The sequence below is a fragment of the Pseudomonas sp. HN8-3 genome (assembly GCF_020790195.1).
Taxonomy (GTDB): domain Bacteria; phylum Pseudomonadota; class Gammaproteobacteria; order Pseudomonadales; family Pseudomonadaceae; genus Aquipseudomonas; species Aquipseudomonas synxantha_A.
In genome coordinates, this window is sequence record NZ_CP086206.1 from 3,276,054 (window position 1) to 3,293,003 (window position 16,950).

Sequence of the window (16,950 nt, forward strand, 5' to 3'; positions counted from 1 at the left end):
CCCCCTACGTCGGCCTGCGCATTATCAGCTTTTGCCGCTGATACAGCGTTGCCGGAAACAGCTGATTACTCATTGTTCATTTGACGGTTAAGCACCGGTCGTTAATTTTCGCTCGCCTGTTCGCTTTAGGCGTTCAGGGTCAAATCGCTACGCCGAGCAAGATCTCAACGACAAGGAAGCTACACGATGATCCATGGAAACCACCCTTCACGACTTTCCGACTACACCTTGAGCCCCGTACCGCTCCCCCCCGTTACCCACAAGTCGGGGAAAGTGCTCGAAATACCCCCTGGCAGCCACTCCGAGGCGTCGCTCCAAACGGACCACGATCAATCACTGCGCAGATCCCGGCGCGATACCAGCGTCCATTACGAAACATCGCCGGGGTCGTCATCGCTCAGATCCGGCTTGAGCTTTGTGCCGCTAAGCCCAACGCCGGCCGCTACGGTCTCAACGCCGCAGCCCGCTGCCGACATCACAGCCAATACGGTTGCACACCAGTTCGCTGGCCGGCCCACGTTGCGCTCAGTGGTGTCGAACCTGCTCAGCGACGCCATCAAAAACCTGTATCCCACCCTGGCGTTTGACCCTCGATACACAGCGTTGGCCGAACCCATTTCCAACAATCCCCCCCAGTACTGCTTGACCCCTTTGCTGGACGTAGCACTCAAGCACCTGACCCGCGACGGCGAGCTGGACTTTACCGATAAACACTCACTGGCCTGCACGCTGATTGATCAAGCCACGGGCCATATGCTCAAACCGGGGCCCTTGGCGGGAGCGCTGGTGCCGGGCATCGATATGCAAGCCATCGAATTGATCATCCGCAGCCTGCGAACCACTCTCAAAAGCGGTTTCGAACAAGCGCTGGTTCGCCACTTCAACGGCAACGCCTATAACACCCAGGACATCCCCAATCTTGAGACAAACCGTTGGCTATGGCTGAGCGACACACTCAGGGACACCCTGCGAACCGCCGCATTGAAACAACCCGGGCTCACCGACACGCAACGCGAGACTCTCGATCAGCTCGCCACCTACCCGGATCAAGTGCACCGCCAAGCCGCAAAAGGCAACGCAGCGGCCAAGGTATTTATCCTCGACACCACCGTAAGCCATGGCGCCAGCAATTCAGCTCAACTGAGCCCGGATCTGTTGATCACACGAGAAGTCGACGGCCGTACGCAAGTGCTGCATACAACCCCCGCTGGAGTCGTCACACCGTATGACTCATTGCAAGCATTCGGCGAAGCCTGGGGGAGAAACCTGGAGAAAGTGTTTGTTTTCGACAGCCTGAATTGGAAGCGCCAGGAAATCGATACAAACATTTTTGATACACAAGCGGCGCTCATCCTCAATGCCATGGTGGAAAACGTCGCATCCATTGAGCTCCCAACGTCGGGCACGCCTGATCAACTGGAGCAGGCCTTCTTCCGTGCAAGCGACCCGAGCCCCTGGTTCACCGGAGCCTATGCTGCAAATGCGGCCGAGCTTGGGCGGCTGCGCGATAATTTGCCAGGCTGGCTCAAAAACGCCAGCGAAGCAGATCGTGACACTTACCGGCGTCACTCGTTGGCACTGGCCAGCAGCGTACAACGTAACAACGGCCGGACGTTTCTCGACGGCATTCCCGATATCCGCACCTACGCCCAGCAGCAACTGGACGAGCAATTGTCCGGTAAGGGCTACACGGCAAAGGATGTGGAGGTGGTGTTCAAGGTCGCCGTGGGTAATCTGGGCAGCGGCTACATCGAGCGGGTGAAGATGAGCCTGGTGGATATGGCTCTGAACAATCTCGCCGGCTTGCCCAAGGGCGAGATGGAAGTCCATCTGCGTGGGCAACCGGTCAGCGATCCGCAAATGCCGCAGATGCTCAAGAACCTGATCAGCAGCGTGGATATCGGTCGCCACTACCCACAACTGCTCAATCGCGAACTGCTCAGCGAGACCCAGCAATCCCGGGACCGGGCAGCGCGTTTTGTCGAGCAGGTACCGATCCAGCTCGCCATGCAGGCGCTGGAGCTCAAGCTCAAGGGCGAAGCCAGCATGAGCGCCCAGGGTTACCGCTTTATTGAAGCACTCACCCAGCCCGGTGCGGGCAGCAAACAGGTGGACGGACAGGAGATTACCGTGCGCCCCCTGGCATTTGTGCGCAAACCAGGGGCAACGCCAGACGTTGTCGACAACATGTTCATCATCGAACCAGTGGCCGGCACCAGCGGCCCACATATTCTCTATCGTGCGCAACTGAAGCCCGCGTTGCTGGAGTTTGCAAGCCGCGACGCGCTGCTGGAAGCCATCCGCCAGCCGGGTGCGTTGCAAGACAGCGTGCTGGCCTGGTTGAAGGATGACAAGGTCAGAGCGGTGTATGGCAATGGCGGTTTTCGCACCCCCAATATTGCACGCTTCACCGTATTCAATGAGTTCGACCCACCCACCACGCCCAAGCCCACCACCCTCGCCGTCGACGGCTATGCTGAGGCCACCACGCTACGCCAGGACCAGCTCAACGGTGGTCTATTCACGCATTGGTTCCGATCCAACGCCAACAGCCTCGTCACCCTGGCGGAAGGCCAATCCACCTCCGACGCTGAAAGCCGCTGGGCCTCGCACAAGGAACTCGGTTGGCTGCTGTTCAACACGTTGCTGCCGGTATTGCGCGGGCCGGGGGCTATGGCGGGCTGGTTACTGCAATTGGCCAACAGCGAAGAGGACATCAAGCGGCTCTCCACACCAAGCGACCCGGACCCGACTTCGGCGGTGATCGACCTGCTGATCAATTTGGGCATGACGCTGACCCATGCTCCGACCGGCGAACCTGGCAAACCAGCGCAGTCCTTTGAACACTTCGAGCAGGACGCCCATTCCGACAGCCGCGGTCCGCGCCCTCGCGACAGCAATCAGCCGATAGTTCGCCAGGCTGTGATCCGTCAGGACCCGACACCTCCCTCCTCCGGCAATTTTGGCGACAACGGTATGGCCATCGATATCCGCTTATCCAGCCCGCGTGGATTGACGCCAAGCCTGCTTGCACACATAGACTCGTTCAAAGTAACGGCTCCGACCGCCCCTGGATTGCCCATCGCCGAAGGCATCAAAAAAGGTCTGTACCAAGTGAACGATAAGCTGTATGCCAACATCGACAATCACTGGTATCGCGTAGCGACCGACCTGGATGGCCCGTACGTTATTGATGAACAGAACAAGGCACGTACGGCACCGCCAATACAACGCGATGCCCAGGGTCGTTGGCATTTTGACGTGGCACCCAAGCTCAAGGGAGGCATGCCAAAAAACGAGAGCCCGCAGGATATGGTCAAAAAAAACCTGCTAGCGCAGTAGCAAGCAAAGGCGAACTTTCAGCGCAGCACGCGGGAATTGACCAAAGTGGTAGAAGCCCATACAAGCGCACTCAAAGAAATCCAAACCAGCCTCTCCGACTACGAGACCGCTCGAAAAAAACTCAAGACGCTTCGCAACCTATCCAGGAGTGAGGGTTCGGCACAGCGATTTCTTGCGCCCTATCTAGAACAGTACGAGGCCTCCGAGCGGCTCAAGAGCAACCTGGACCAGCAACTTCAGGCGCTCAAGCCGCTGACACAAACCCTAAAGGTGGCTGGCGAAAAAGCCATTGAAATCATTGCACCCAAAAAATTCGGCGGGGTCGACGACCTGTCCAAATTCAAAGAGGACCGCTCAGAGGTGTACGAAAAAGTCCTGCACGCCCTGACTGAAATAGATGACGTTTACACGAAGCTGGCCAACGACGCCCGCCACGTTGGAGTGAACGGCGCCTCGCTGGAGGAGTTGATACGGCAGTCCAATAACGACTCCGAGATCGCTTACGATGAATTGATGGAAGTGTCCGAAATGGCCTATCACGCTACTGAAAACCTATTGGCGTCGAAGCAGGCGGTCAGTGACACATTTGATCAGTGGAAGAACGACTCCCCCTTCGGTAATAAAAAAGCCGAGGAGTACATCAAAGAGCGTTACACCTCCCCTCCCGCCGCCAGAATACTGACATCAAAACTGAATAGGATGTCGTTCCTCAAATTACTAACCACGACATGGTCTGCCCGCAGCGCAGGGGCAACTGACCACCTGCAGATGAAGCGTTTCCTGGCAGAATCCCTGAAAACCGAAATAGTCGCTTTTAATGATCTGCACCAATACACCGGCTACACCTTGAGCGAACGCAATGCCGCGCTGACTACCATTATCACTAAATACAAACAGGTATTGAGCGACAGCCTCCTTATGCAGGAGGAGCACCCAGAGCTCTTTCGGGCGCAATACCACCAGCGTTTCACCGAGGTACTCAATAAGCTCATCGCCGAAGCGGAAGCCGAGTTGGTCCAGGTCGTCGAAGAAGAGCAGTTTCTAATTCCAAAAGCGCCCCCACGCAGCGACCAACGGGCCAAACCGAGTAATCAACGCGTATTCAAGACTGAAGACAATGAGACCTTGATCGGCACCCTGCGCGCTCCGGAACCGGGCCAGACCTTTGACATTGTCGATGTGATAGACCCACAAAGCGGCCAACCCGTGGCGAGTTACAGCGAACACGCGAATGATCGTGGGTGGGTGAAGATCATCCGTGGGCAGCCCACACCTCCCCGCCTTGCCTCCCCCCCGAGGTCCCTGGCGAACTATAAGAGCGAGGCACAAAAGCTGATGAGTGACGCGGCGAAAGAGGAGCAGTCAATTCTTTTCCAGAAACGCAAACTTAACGATCCGGCGCGGCGCGATACTGTTACCCCCAAGGATTGGAACGATATGCTAGAACCGCTGGCCAATAAACTCAGGGAGACAGCTGATCAAGCCGAAGCCAGCCATAGAGCCAGACCGGAAACCGCCGACTTAGTTGCACAATGGAGGGCCGCCGCAGATGAGCTGCTGCAAAAGGCCCGTCAACACGCCGCAGACGGCTTTCTGGTTCAGCCGCCGACAGCGGAAAATGTCGACTTCTTGTGGACCCATCGCTTTGTCGATATCAACCTGGTAAAGCGGGACTTCCAATTAAAGCCAAACGACTTTCTCACCGAGTACCAAGTTCGCAAAAAAGGCGAAGTCGAACCGTTGTGGTATGCCCACTTCCACTATCCGCAGAAAGGCTGGAAGCGAGCCGACCACAACGCTGCGCATCTGAAAATCCCATCCCAACGCTACAAGACCCAAAAGGACTTGATTAGAGAAGCAGGAAACAATGGCGTCGTGGAGAAAATAACCAAAGCCAGTATTACAGCCCCGCTGGACCAGAAGCTCTTTCTGGAGCTGTGAGGCTGATCAACTGACGCTCTGCAAAAAGCCGCACAGTGCGGCTTTTTGCATTGGCTTAATGCGCAAACAACGAATTGCCCTTCTGCCCCGCCAGTTTCTCAGGCTTGATCAGGAACCGCGCGAGTGCGGGTAGTAGCCACAACGCGCCGAACATGTTCCACAACAACATGAAGGTCAGCATCAAGCCCATGTCGGCCTGGAACTTGATGGCCGAAAAGATCCAGGTACACACACCAATGGCCAGGCACAGGCCGGTGAACAGCACAGCTTTACCGGTGGACTTCAACGTCTGGTAGTACGCCTCTTGCAGCGGCAAACCTGCACGCAGGAAACTTTCCAGACGGCTGTAGATGTAGATACCGTAGTCCACGCCAATCCCCACGCCCAGGGCCACCACCGGCAAGGTCGCAACCTTGACGCCAATACCCATGAACGCCATCAGCGCGTTACCCAGCACCGAGGTCAGCACCAGCGGCAGCACAATGCACAAAGTCGCCGCCCAGGACCGGAAGGTGATCATGCACATGGTCGCCACACACAGGTACACCAGGATCAGGATGATCAGTTCCGACTCCTTGATCACTTCGTTGGTGGCGGCTTCGATCCCTGCGTTACCAGCAGCGAGGATGAACTCCAGGCCGTCCTTGTTGTTTTCCTTGGCGAAGTCCTGCACAGCGTGCACCGCACGGTCGAGGGTTTCGGCCTTGTGATCGTTGAGGAACACCAGCACCGGCGCCAGGGAACAGTTGTTGTTGTACAGGCCATCGGCACGGGCGATGGAGTTGTTCAGCACATCGGGGTTACGCGACAGGGTTTCCCATTTCAGGTTGCCCTCGTTCATGCCTTTGATCATTTGTTTGGATACGGTCACCAACGAGATCGCCGACTGCACACCCTCGGTGTTCTGCATCTTCCACATCAACTGGTCGATGGGCGCCATGGCTTCATAGCGCGAGCAGCCTTCGGCACGGGTCTTGACCATCACTACCAGCACGTCGGAGCTGGTGGAGTAGTTGCTGATGATGAAGTTGTTATCTTTGTTGTAGCGCGAGTCCGGGCGCAGTTCCGGTGCGCCTTGGTCGAGATCGCCGATCTTCAGGTTCTGGCTGTACCACAGGCCGCCACCAAAGGCGATCAAGGCCAGGAAAATCGAGACCGGCGCAACTTTCGGGCTGGCGAATTTGGACAGCAGGCGCCAGAACGCATGTTCGCGGTTCGCGTCTTTCTTGCTCTTGGCGATGGCGCGTTTGCTTATCCCTACATAGGAAATCGCTACCGGCAATAGGATCAGGTTGGTGAACACGATCACCGCCACGCCGATCGATGCGCCGATGGCCAGTTCACGGATCACGCCGATATCAATGATCAGCAGGGTAATAAAGCCAACCGCATCCGCGAGAATCGCGATCATCCCCGGCAGGAACAGTTGCCGGAACGTGCGGCGCGCAGCCGTCAGGGCGTTGTCGGCCTCACCGGACTGCAGGGCGATGCCGTTGATCTTCTGTACGCCGTGGGAAATACCGATGGCGAAGATCAGGAACGGTACCAGCATCGAGTAGGGATCCAGCCCGAAACCGGCGGCATGCATCAGGCCCAACTGCCATACCACCGCCACCAATGTGGTGCTCAACACCGCGATGGTGCTGCGCAGGCAGTTGGTGAACCACAACAACAGGACCAAGGTGATGCCAAAGGCCACGCCAAAGAACAGCACCACCATGATCAGGCCGTCGATCAGGTCTCCGACTTTCTTGGCAAAGCCGACAATGTGGATTTTTACATTAGGGTTTTGCGCCTCGAACTTGTTGCGGATCTTGTCCTCAAGCTCGTGGGAAAACTTCTGGTAGTCCAGGGCCAGTAGCTTGCCCTGGTCCTGCGGGTCCGGGTAGGACTCCAGCAACGGGATATCGACAATGCTCGATTTGAAATCGTTAGCCACCAAACGCCCGACCTGGCCGGACTTGAGCACGTTGTTGCGCAGTTGGTCGAGGCTTTGCGGCGAGCCGTTGTAGCTCTGCGGGATCACTTCACCGCCGGCAAAGCCTTCTTCGGTCACTTCGGTCCAGCGCACGCTGGGGCTCCACAGCGACTTGAGGCCCGAACGATCGACGCCAGAGATGTAGAACACCTCGTCATTGATCTGACGCAGGGTCTCCATATAGTCCTTGGTGAAGATATCCCCATCCTTGGCCTCCACCGAAATGCGCACGGTGTTGCCCAGGTTGGCCAGGTCGTTGCGGTGCTCCATCATCTTTTCGATGAAGGGGTGCTTGAGGGGGATCATCTTTTCAAAGCTGGTAGACGGGCGAATCAACGTCGCCTGCCAGAACAGGAAAATACTCACCAGCAGGCAGATGACGATCACCGCCGGGCGATTGTTAAAAATCAGGCGCTCAAGAAAGGTCGCTTTATCGTTGTGATGACTGCTCATGCGTTCCCCGCCCTTCTTATTGTTTTACGAGTTCGGCGCCGGCTGGCGTGGCGACACGAACGCCACCCTGCCCCACCAGAATCAAGTTGCCATTGCCTGCGGCTGTGACTGCCGAGAGTGAAATCCGGTCCGGGCGATTGAACACGCTGAACGTCTGGCCGTCGTCATGGCTGACCACCACGCTGCCACCGTTGCCGACGACGACGATGGCGCCATCATCAAGCAAGGTGGCGCCAGACAGGCCGAACTCAAGCGCACCGCGTGTGGCATTGAGTTCGACCTGTTCCCAGGTGCTGCCGAAATCCGTGGAGCGGTAGAGATTGCCGCGCAAGCCATAAGCCAGCAGGGTCTGCGGCTGCGCCGTACTGATCACGCCAAACAACGAGCCCTCGTAGGGGCCTTCGAGTTTCTCCCAGGTTTGGCCATCGTCGCTGGAGCGGAACATGCTGCCCTGTTCGCCGACGATAAACAGGCCGGCGTCCTTGATCCGGGCGATGGCGTTGAGGTGAAACTGGTCTTCGTTATCGAGGCGGTCACTGACGTCGGCCCAGGTGGTGCCGCCGTCGGTGGTTTCAATCAACGCACCGTAGGCGCCGACGGCCAGTCCGTGCTTGGCATCGTTGAACCACACATCGAGCAACGGCGCTTCGCGCTTGAGGTCTTCATATTGCTGGGTCCACGTGGCGCCGCCATCGGAACTGGCAAGAATTTGCGCATCATGGCCGACAGCCCAGCCCTGTTGGTCATCGACGAAAAACACCGCCGTGAGCAGTTGCCGGGTGGGAACTTTGGCTTGGGTCCAGGTGTTGCCCTGGTCATCGGAATACAGGATATGCCCACGATCACCGACCGCCACCAGCCGCTTGCCGGCGTGAACCACATCGATCATCAAGCCTTTGGCGGCCTTGGGGGATTGAATCGCAAATACCGCGGCGGCGGAGGTATCGCTGGCGGCCAGTACGGGCGTAGACAACACCGCACCGGCAAGCAGCGAGAGCGCTGTGGCCAGCAACGCAACCCTGCGTGCGGCGCGTGGGCGGCAAACAACCCAACCCATGACAGGCTCACTCATAGACCTTTCTCCCATTTATTATTGTTAGGTCGGCTTATCTTCCAGGACGTTGAAACCTGCAATCTAGAGCGCCTGGAGTCAGCACGGGCCATCCTATCGGGCTTTGGAATCGTCTGACAATCGGCGCTACGTTATCTTTTGTTAACTGGCGGCGTTTGGCTACGGCTGAATAGGTTCATATCAACTGAAGTGATGAGTGAATTTTTATTCCAACTATTGATATTTGCGAATTTTTATTCCATTAATGCCATCCCTGAAAACAATAATCAAAGGACCACGGCTATGCGTGAACTCGGAATCGGCTTGATCGGCACAGGCTTCATGGGCCGTGCCCACGCGTTAGCGTTCAATAACGCGCGCACAGTGTTCGAGTTGCCGGTACAGCTAAAGCTTGCTGCCCTGGCCGATGCCGACACCGAGCGAGCCCAACGCTGCGCCACGGCCTGGGGGTTTGACCAGGCCCATGGTGATTGGCAGGCGCTGATCGAGGACCCTAAGGTCGATGTCGTGGCCATCACCACCCCCAACCACCTGCACTACCCCATGGCCATGGCCGCGATTGCGGCGGGCAAAGCGGTGTATTGCGAGAAACCCCTGGCCATCAGCCTGGAGCAAGCCGATGCCATGCGCCGTGCAGCCAGCAACGCCGGGGTGGTGACGCGAGTGGGCTACAACTACCAGCACAACCCGATGATCGTGTTGGCGCGCCAGATGCTAGCCCGGGGTGAGCTGGGCCAGATCATCAGCTTCCAGGGTGAGTTCAGCGAAGACTTCATGGCCGATCCGGTCTCGCCGTGGTCGTGGCGCTGCGAAGTGGGACACGCCGGTGGTGCTCTGGCTGACCTGGGCAGCCATTTGCTGTCGATGGCGCGTTACCTTGTGGGCGATGTGATCAGTGTGTGTGCCGATACCCAGACCGTGCATGCTCAGCGCCCCGCGACCCAAGGCAGCGCTGATTTGAAATCCATCGCCGTGGATGACCAGGTGCACGCCCTGCTGCGCTTCGCCAACGGTGCACGCGGCACGGTGAGCAGCAGTTGGCTCAAGCACGGCTACAAAAACCACCTGTGCTTTGAAATAAGCGGGACCAAAGGCACCTTGGCGTTCGATCAGGAGCGCTTGAATGAACTGCGCCTGCACCGCGTCGGGCAGGACGGCTTTCAACGCGTGTTGGCAGGCCCTACGCTGCCCGGCTATGCGGCGTTCAGCCCGGCGGCGGGGCATCAGTTGGGCTACAACGAGTTGAAGACACTGGAGGTGCAGGAGTTGATCATGGCGCTGGCGGGGCAAGGTGCGGATGGCACGGATTTTGAGGCTGCATGGGAGGTGGAGCGGTTGGCGACAGCGATTCGCGTGGCGGCCCTGGAGGAGCGCTGGGTCAAGGTCAGCGCACTTTAATCAATCACGGTGCTAGGCTCTGTACGAAATCCCGAGAAACCCAATCGGCGTCCCTCGGAAGCTGTAATTTTGTAGAGTTTCCAGCTATCTACGGAAAGGAATCCTGTGATGGCAAAGCGTTACGAACTCTCGGATGAAGCCTGGGCTGTGGTTGCTGATCTCTTCACCGAAACACATGGCCGGGGGCGGCCCCGTCTGAGCGACCGCCTGATGCTCGATGGCGTGCTGTGGGTGCTCTGCTCAGGTGCTGCGTGGCGAGATATGCCGGAACGCTTCGGCCCGTGGTCAACGGTCTATCAACGATTTAGGGGCTGGCGAAACCAGGGGACATTCGATCAGATGCTCAAACGCTTGCACCTGAGATTGAATGAGCAAGGCTTGATCGATTTGCAAACCTGGATGATCGACTCAACCGCAGTACGCGCAACCCGAGCCTCCTCTGGCGCCGGGAAAAAAGGGGGCCTGACGAGCCTGCCGATCACGCTCTAGGCCGCAGTCGTGGTGGCCTGACAACCAAAATCCACATGCTCTGCGACGCCAACGGAACACCGTTGCGCTTCCTCCTCTCTGGCGGTCATGCCAGTGACATCAGCTACGCCCACCCCCTGTTAAACGAGGTCAGCATTCCATCGAGCCAACGTGGCCGCCCGCGTAAACGCTGTAGATGGTTGCTTGCCGACGAGGGCTACGACGCCGAAGCGCTACGCCGCTACTGCGACCAATATCGGATGCAACCCGTCATCCCGCTGCGCTCGATGAAGCGCAAACCCAAGCCTGGCTTACCAAGACTGTTTGATCGGCCAAAGTACCGACAGCGCAACATCATCGAGCGCATGTTTGGCTGGCTGAAAGAGAACCGCCGGATCGTGACACGCTTCGACAAGCTCGCGAAAAGCTATGCCGCTATGGTCTCGCTGGCTTGTTCCATGCGGTGTTTGCGACATCTCTTTTCGTACAGAGCCTAACACCACGTCGCAATTTTCATTGTGTCCCTGCCAAAAAATCAACTTAAAGAATAACCAATCGAAAAACATTTCATAAAGTTATAACAAATACCCTGAAACTACCAAGCTTTTAGTGCAATCGGGTCTAACAACTGTCATTTCTGACAGTTGCAAGAGCAGCTTGGCGCACACATTCTATCTCCCTAAGCCCGACACCATCAGCAATTGGCTTAGTGCACAAACCCTAACTGTTTTTTATAAAGGAAATTATCATGATCATTGAAATATATTCCCGGCAACAATTAAAAGACGAAATCCAAAACCTCATGATTGCTGTCACAGGAGATAACTATAAAGATATAAGAATCAAAGTCGAGGAATACGTTTACTACGAAAAAGGTCCCGGAACTCCTTTAACTTTGGACGGACACCTCAGGATCGAGGCGAACGGGTCTGAGATTAACGTCTCGATTGAGGACTATGTATCTAAAATCGAAGAATATCTAAACGCTGATATTCGCTACAGAGAAAAAGATGAAAAATTTTCAGAAATAATTGAGTTTCAACGTTTTAAAACCCCCTTTAAGCGAAACATCAAGCATGAATACAAAGGTAAAACGATGTATTGCGCCGTCTCGATGAGTATTAACAATCTTAAATATCTTAACTGAACCGAGCGGTTGTAGAGCCAAGGCTTTTCCGTCAACAACCATGGTACTTTTCTCACACTGACTCGGGTAGGTAGACTTAGGGTCTGTACGAAATCCCGAGAAACCCAGTCGGCGTCCCTCGGAAGCTGAAATTTTGTAGAGTTTCCAGCTATCTACGGAAAGGAATCCTGTGATGGCAAAGCGTTACGAACTCTCGGATGAAGCCTGGGCTATGGTTGCTGATCTCTTCACCGAAACACATGGTCGGGGGCGGCCCCGTCTGAGCGACCGCCTGATGCTCGATGGCGTGCTGTGGGTGCTCTGCTCAGGTGCTGCGTGGCGAGATATGCCGGAACGCTTCGGCCCGTGGTCAACGGTCTATCAACGATTTAGGGGCTGGCGAAACCAGGGGACATTCGATCAGATGCTCAAACGCTTGCACCTGAGATTGAATGAGCAAGGCTTGATCGATTTGCAAACTTGGATGATCGACTCAACCGCAGTACGCGCAACCCGAGCCTCCTCTGGCGCCGGGAAAAAAGGGGGCCTGACGAGCCTGCCGATCACGCTCTAGGCCGCAGTCGTGGTGGCCTGACAACCAAAATCCACATGCTCTGCGACGCCAACGGAACACCGTTGCGCTTCCTCCTCTCTGGCGGTCATGCCAGTGACATCAGCTACGCCCACCCCCTGTTAAACGAGGTCAGCATTCCATCGAGCCAACGTGGCCGCCCGCGTAAACGCTGTAGATGGTTGCTTGCCGACAAGGGCTACGACGCCGAAGCGCTACGCCGCTACTGCGACCAATATCGGATGCAACCCGTCATCCCGCTGCGCTCGATGAAGCGCAAACCCAAACCTGGCTTACCAAGACTGTTTGATCGGCCAAAGTACCGACAGCGCAACATCATCGAGCGCATGTTTGGCTGGCTGAAAGAGAACCGCCGGATCGTGACACGCTTCGACAAGCTCGCGAAAAGCTATGCCGCTATGGTCTCGCTGGCTTGTTCCATGCGGTGTTTGCGACATCTCTTTTCGTACAGAGCCTAGTAATCAATCACGTCGCCCTGTCTACGGGCGACGTCACTCATTGTTGCATGTTCTATGCACGCACTCATTGCTTGTTTTCTAAATAACGAAAATATGAGCGCACGAGCCATTCAACGCCCATTCTATCTGACAAGATAACCCTCGCCCTTCGCTTAACTATCTTGGCACCTCCCCCACAAAGTAATTATTCCGACAACACCTAGCACACTAGCAACATGATCACAGTTACCTAACAACACAATCATATATCGAAATACTGTACCCCTAGAGCAGCCTCCCAAAAGCGTCTAACTTACCCCCGCCTTCTACATCAATTGCAAGCATGGCCAGCAACTAATACCCACTTACTCAAGGGTCTCAATCATGTCGTCGATTCGCGCTTACTGCCCGCCCGCAAAATCGTTCTCTGTGACAACCGAAACTTCCAACTTATCCGCTAGCAACTCACTCTCTTCCGATCCTCCCAATGAAGTTGCTAAAAGTCTCACTCGCAGCAACTATAAAATACAAGATCGCAATGGTGACGGACAACTCACTGTGTCCTATGCATTTACCGAATTCAGCGAGACCAAAAAGAGAGCATTCAGGCAGGCACTTCGGTCTTGGGAAGATGTTATAAAAGTCAATTTTGTCGAAAATGGCAAAAATGCTGACACTCACCTGTCAGTTCGGGAAGTCTCAGGTGGGGGCGGTGACGCTACGTTGCCAAATGCTTACGGCGCTCAGGACGTAAATATCGGAAAAAATGAAGGGGCCGGGCTGCATGCGGCAATGGTCCACGAGATCGGGCACACCTTGGGACTTGAGCATCCGGATCTTGACCTCCCTCAAAGCAGCGACGTCTATAGCACTATGAGTTATAACTTTAGCCTGTTTCGCCCCAATGAAAATAATAAAAACTCGTTCGTATCGGACTCTTCCCAAACCCCGATGATGCACGATATTGCCGGCGCTCATTTGCGATACAAGGCCAACGACGAAACCCGTAAAGGCAATACGACCTACGGTTTCAACTCCAACACAGAGCGCGACCACTACACGTTGACCTCCCCCAACGACTTGCCGTTCTTTTGTGTCTGGGATAACGGCGGTGAAGACACTCTGGATTTTTCCGGTTTCAAAAAAAATCAAAGGATCAACTTGAACGCGGGAACACTCTCGGATGTCGGCGGCCGTGAGGGTAATGTATCAATTGCCAAGGGCGTTGTTATTGAAAATGCCATTGGCGGCTCGGGGCACGATGTGCTGATCGGCAATAACGCCAACAACCGCATGAGGGGAGGTGCTGGCGGCGACACGCTGACCGGTGGAGGTGGCGCAGATACCTTTGTATATAACAGTGTCAGCGACTCACCTGGTGAAAACCCCGATACACTCACAGACTTCACAAGTGGCATCGACAAGATTGACCTGTCAACCATGTTGAAAGATGCGGGCATCCAGAAACCCAAGCTTGTTGACTGGCACACGGGGAAGAAAGGTGAACTGACGCTGGACTACGATGAGAGTATCAAGCGCTACAGGCTGATCATGAATGTAACTGGCGACCCCTATTCCATGCTGGTGATTCTGAGTGAAAAGCCCATAAAGCCCACAGATATTTTGACGAATGCCACCCCAGTGGTGCCACCTGAATCAAAACTTACACGCCCTTCCGTTCCCACTCCGGTACCCACGACGCCACCCCCGGTTACGCCTCCACTTGCGCAATCCACAGCCGCCGACACTGTCTACGGCTTCAACTCCAACACGGGCAAGCCCGAAACCAGCCTTACGTCTCCCACCGACAGGCCCGGTTTCAGCGTGCACGACAAACAAGGCAATGACACGCTGGACTTCTCTGGCTTCGCGCAAAACCAGCGAATCAACCTGACCCCGGATTCACGCTCCAGCGTGGGTGGTTTGACTAACAACGTGCACATCAGCGCCCAAACCCTTATCGAAAACGCGAAAGGCGGCACAGGCAACGATCGTATTACCGGAAACAGTGCGGACAACGTCCTGACTGGAGGTGGCGGAGCCGACATACTGACCGGCAACGGTGGCTCCAACACGTTTACTTATCATGCCGCCGGCGACTCCCCGCGCAACAACGCTGACTTGCTTATGGACTTCACCACAGGCCAAGACAAAATCGACTTGAGCAGCCTGAGCGAAAATTCGCAAGTCCAACTCAACTACGTCAGTCAGTACAGCGGACAACCGGGCGATACCATCCTGACATTCAACCCAAAAACCAATAGGTACTTCCTCGGTGTCGATTTGACGGGAAATGGCAAGACTGATTTCTTGATCAAAAGCATCCGACCGATCCACAGCCAGGATGTCATTGGTCTCAATTTCCCCGACGATGGTTACCTCTGACGATTGGCCAGCCCCGGTAAACCGAGTCAGCGCAATGCGCGCCGCAGTACCTTGCCAACCGTCGTCTTGGGCAGCTCGGTACTGCGGAACTCCACATACCGGGGCACCTTGTACCCCGTCAGGTATTCCCGGCAATGCGCAAGAATCTGCTCCTGGGTCAGGGCCGGATCCTTGCGCACCACGATGATCTTGACCTTCTCCCCACTCACGGCATCTTCCACACCGATCGCCGCCACTTCCGCGACACCCGGGTGCATCGCCACCACGTCCTCGATTTCATTGGGGTACACATTGAAACCCGAGACCAGGATCATGTCCTTCTTGCGGTCCACCAGGCGAATATAGCCGCGCCCGTCCATCACCCCGATATCGCCGGTGGACAGCCAACCGTCGGCATCCAATACCTCAGCAGTTTCCTTGGGCCGCTTCCAGTAGCCCTGCATCACTTGCGGGCCGCGTACTTGCAGCTCGCCTTGCTCGCCGATGTCAGCCAGCTCGCCGTCTTCGCGCATGAAACGCACCCAGGTCGACGGCAACGGCACGCCGATGCTGCCGGTAAATTCCATCTCGCGCATACGCGAAATATCGATAGGGCTGATGCTCACCACGGGCGAACACTCGGTCAGCCCGTAGCCTTCGATGATCGGCAGCCCGGTCACCTCCTTCCAGCGCTTGGCCACCGCGGTGTGGGTGGCCATACCGCCGGCGATCACCAGGCGCAGGTCGGAAAAATCCCGCGAGCAGAATTCCTTGTTCTCCAGCAAGCCATTAAACAGCGTGTTAACCCCGGCAATCCCGTTGAAGCGCTCCTTGCGCAGGATCATCTGCACCCGCTTCACGTCCCGCGGGTTGGCGATGAGGATATTGCGCCCGCCCAGGCACATGAACATCAGGCAATTCACGGTCAGCGAAAAGATGTGGTAAAGCGGCAGCAGGGTCACATTGGTTTCCTGCTTGTGCTGGTCCAGTTGGTCGCCGACCCAGGCCTTGGCTTGCAGCAGGTTGGCAATGATATTGCGATGGCTGAGCATCACGCCCTTGGCATCGCCGGTAGTGCCGCCGGTGTACTGCAGGAAGGCCAGCTCATCGCGATCCAGCGCAACCGGCAAGTGGTGCAGCCCCCTGCCCTGTTCAAGCACCTGCTTGAAGCGCAGCGCACCGGGCAGCTTGAAAGCCGGCACCTGCTTCTGCACGCGGCGCAGGATAAAGTTCATCGCCGCGCCCTTGAAGGTCCCCAGCAAATCACCGATAGCCGCGAGCACCACGCGCTTGACGCTGCTGCCGGCCATGGCTTTTTCCAGGGTGTGGGCGAAGTTCTCGAAGATCACCACGGTTTCGGCGCCGCTGTCCTTGAGCAGGTGCTTGAGTTCATGGGCGGTGTACAACGGGTTGACGTTGACCACCACGGCACCGGCCAGGATCGAGCCCAACAGGCAGATCGGGTATTGCAAGCAGTTGGGCATCATCAGCGCCACGCGGTCGCCCTTCTTTACGCCCTGGCCCTGTAACCAAGCGGCAAAGGCGATGCCCTGAACCCGCCAGTCGGCGTAGGTCATTTCGGTGCCGATGCTGACGTAGGCCACCCGCTCGCTGAATTTTTCAAGATGCTCCAGGAACACTTCACGCAGCGACGGATACTCCTCGATCCCGGTCTCGATATCGGCTGGAACGCCGGGCAGGTAAGTGTTCAACCAGATACGTTCGGTGTGTTCCAGGCTGATAGCGTTCATGGCAGTGTCCTTATTGTTGTTTTTAAAA

10 protein-coding genes are annotated in these 16,950 nt (G+C 56.2%); 7 read left to right on the plus strand and 3 right to left on the minus strand.

The features are described from left to right. Positions 1-417 precede the first annotated feature (417 nt). The gene (locus LJX92_RS14370) at positions 418-3,342 is read left to right on the plus strand and encodes a dermonecrotic toxin domain-containing protein (protein WP_228308451.1); all 2,925 of its coding nucleotides are present in this window, start codon (positions 418-420) and stop codon (positions 3,340-3,342) included. A gap of 36 nt (positions 3,343-3,378) precedes the next feature. Beyond that, on the plus strand, positions 3,379-5,283 hold the full coding sequence (locus LJX92_RS14375; protein WP_228308452.1) for a hypothetical protein: 1,905 nt from the start codon (positions 3,379-3,381) through the stop codon (positions 5,281-5,283). Between the two features lie 55 nt (positions 5,284-5,338). Here the strand turns inward: LJX92_RS14375 and LJX92_RS14380 are convergent, their stop codons facing one another. Both LJX92_RS14380 and LJX92_RS14385 read right to left on the minus strand, forming a co-directional pair. Then, the gene (locus LJX92_RS14380) at positions 5,339-7,714 is read right to left on the minus strand and encodes an efflux RND transporter permease subunit (protein ID WP_005787841.1); all 2,376 of its coding nucleotides are present in this window, start codon (positions 7,712-7,714) and stop codon (positions 5,339-5,341) included. A 16-nt stretch (positions 7,715-7,730) separates the two neighbouring features. Beyond that, a complete protein-coding gene (locus LJX92_RS14385) occupies positions 7,731-8,771 on the minus strand; it encodes a WD40/YVTN/BNR-like repeat-containing protein (RefSeq protein ID WP_103734985.1) in 1,041 nt (346 codons plus the stop codon). A 297-nt stretch (positions 8,772-9,068) separates the two neighbouring features. Here LJX92_RS14385 and LJX92_RS14390 point away from each other — a divergent pair, with 297 nt between their 5' ends. From LJX92_RS14390 to LJX92_RS14410, 5 genes are all read left to right on the plus strand, one after another. Beyond that, entirely contained in the window at positions 9,069-10,184 is a 1,116-nt protein-coding gene (locus tag LJX92_RS14390; protein WP_228308453.1) for a Gfo/Idh/MocA family protein, read from the plus strand. A 108-nt stretch (positions 10,185-10,292) separates the two neighbouring features. Continuing rightward, positions 10,293-11,149, plus strand: a protein-coding gene (locus tag LJX92_RS14395) for an IS5 family transposase (RefSeq protein ID WP_228308454.1) whose coding sequence is annotated in 2 segments (ribosomal slippage) — positions 10,293-10,634 and positions 10,637-11,149 — 855 coding nt in all. Because the reading frame shifts where the segments join, the coding sequence is not laid out codon by codon here. A gap of 251 nt (positions 11,150-11,400) precedes the next feature. Further along, complete coding sequence (locus tag LJX92_RS14400; protein WP_228308455.1) at positions 11,401-11,799, plus strand: hypothetical protein; 399 nt, start codon at positions 11,401-11,403, stop codon at positions 11,797-11,799. 172 nt (positions 11,800-11,971) lie between these two features. Further along, a protein-coding gene (locus tag LJX92_RS14405; RefSeq protein WP_228308456.1) for an IS5 family transposase occupies positions 11,972-12,828 on the plus strand; the annotation gives its coding sequence in 2 pieces (ribosomal slippage) (positions 11,972-12,313 and positions 12,316-12,828; 855 coding nt in all). A 363-nt stretch (positions 12,829-13,191) separates the two neighbouring features. After that, a complete protein-coding gene (locus tag LJX92_RS14410) occupies positions 13,192-15,192 on the plus strand; it encodes a M10 family metallopeptidase C-terminal domain-containing protein (protein WP_228308457.1) in 2,001 nt (666 codons plus the stop codon). Between the two features lie 26 nt (positions 15,193-15,218). On the opposite strand, the gene LJX92_RS14415 is transcribed toward LJX92_RS14410, so the two are convergent. Then, positions 15,219-16,922, minus strand: coding sequence for an AMP-binding protein (locus LJX92_RS14415; protein ID WP_228308458.1), 1,704 nt, complete (start codon positions 16,920-16,922; stop codon positions 15,219-15,221). Positions 16,923-16,950 lie beyond the last annotated feature (28 nt).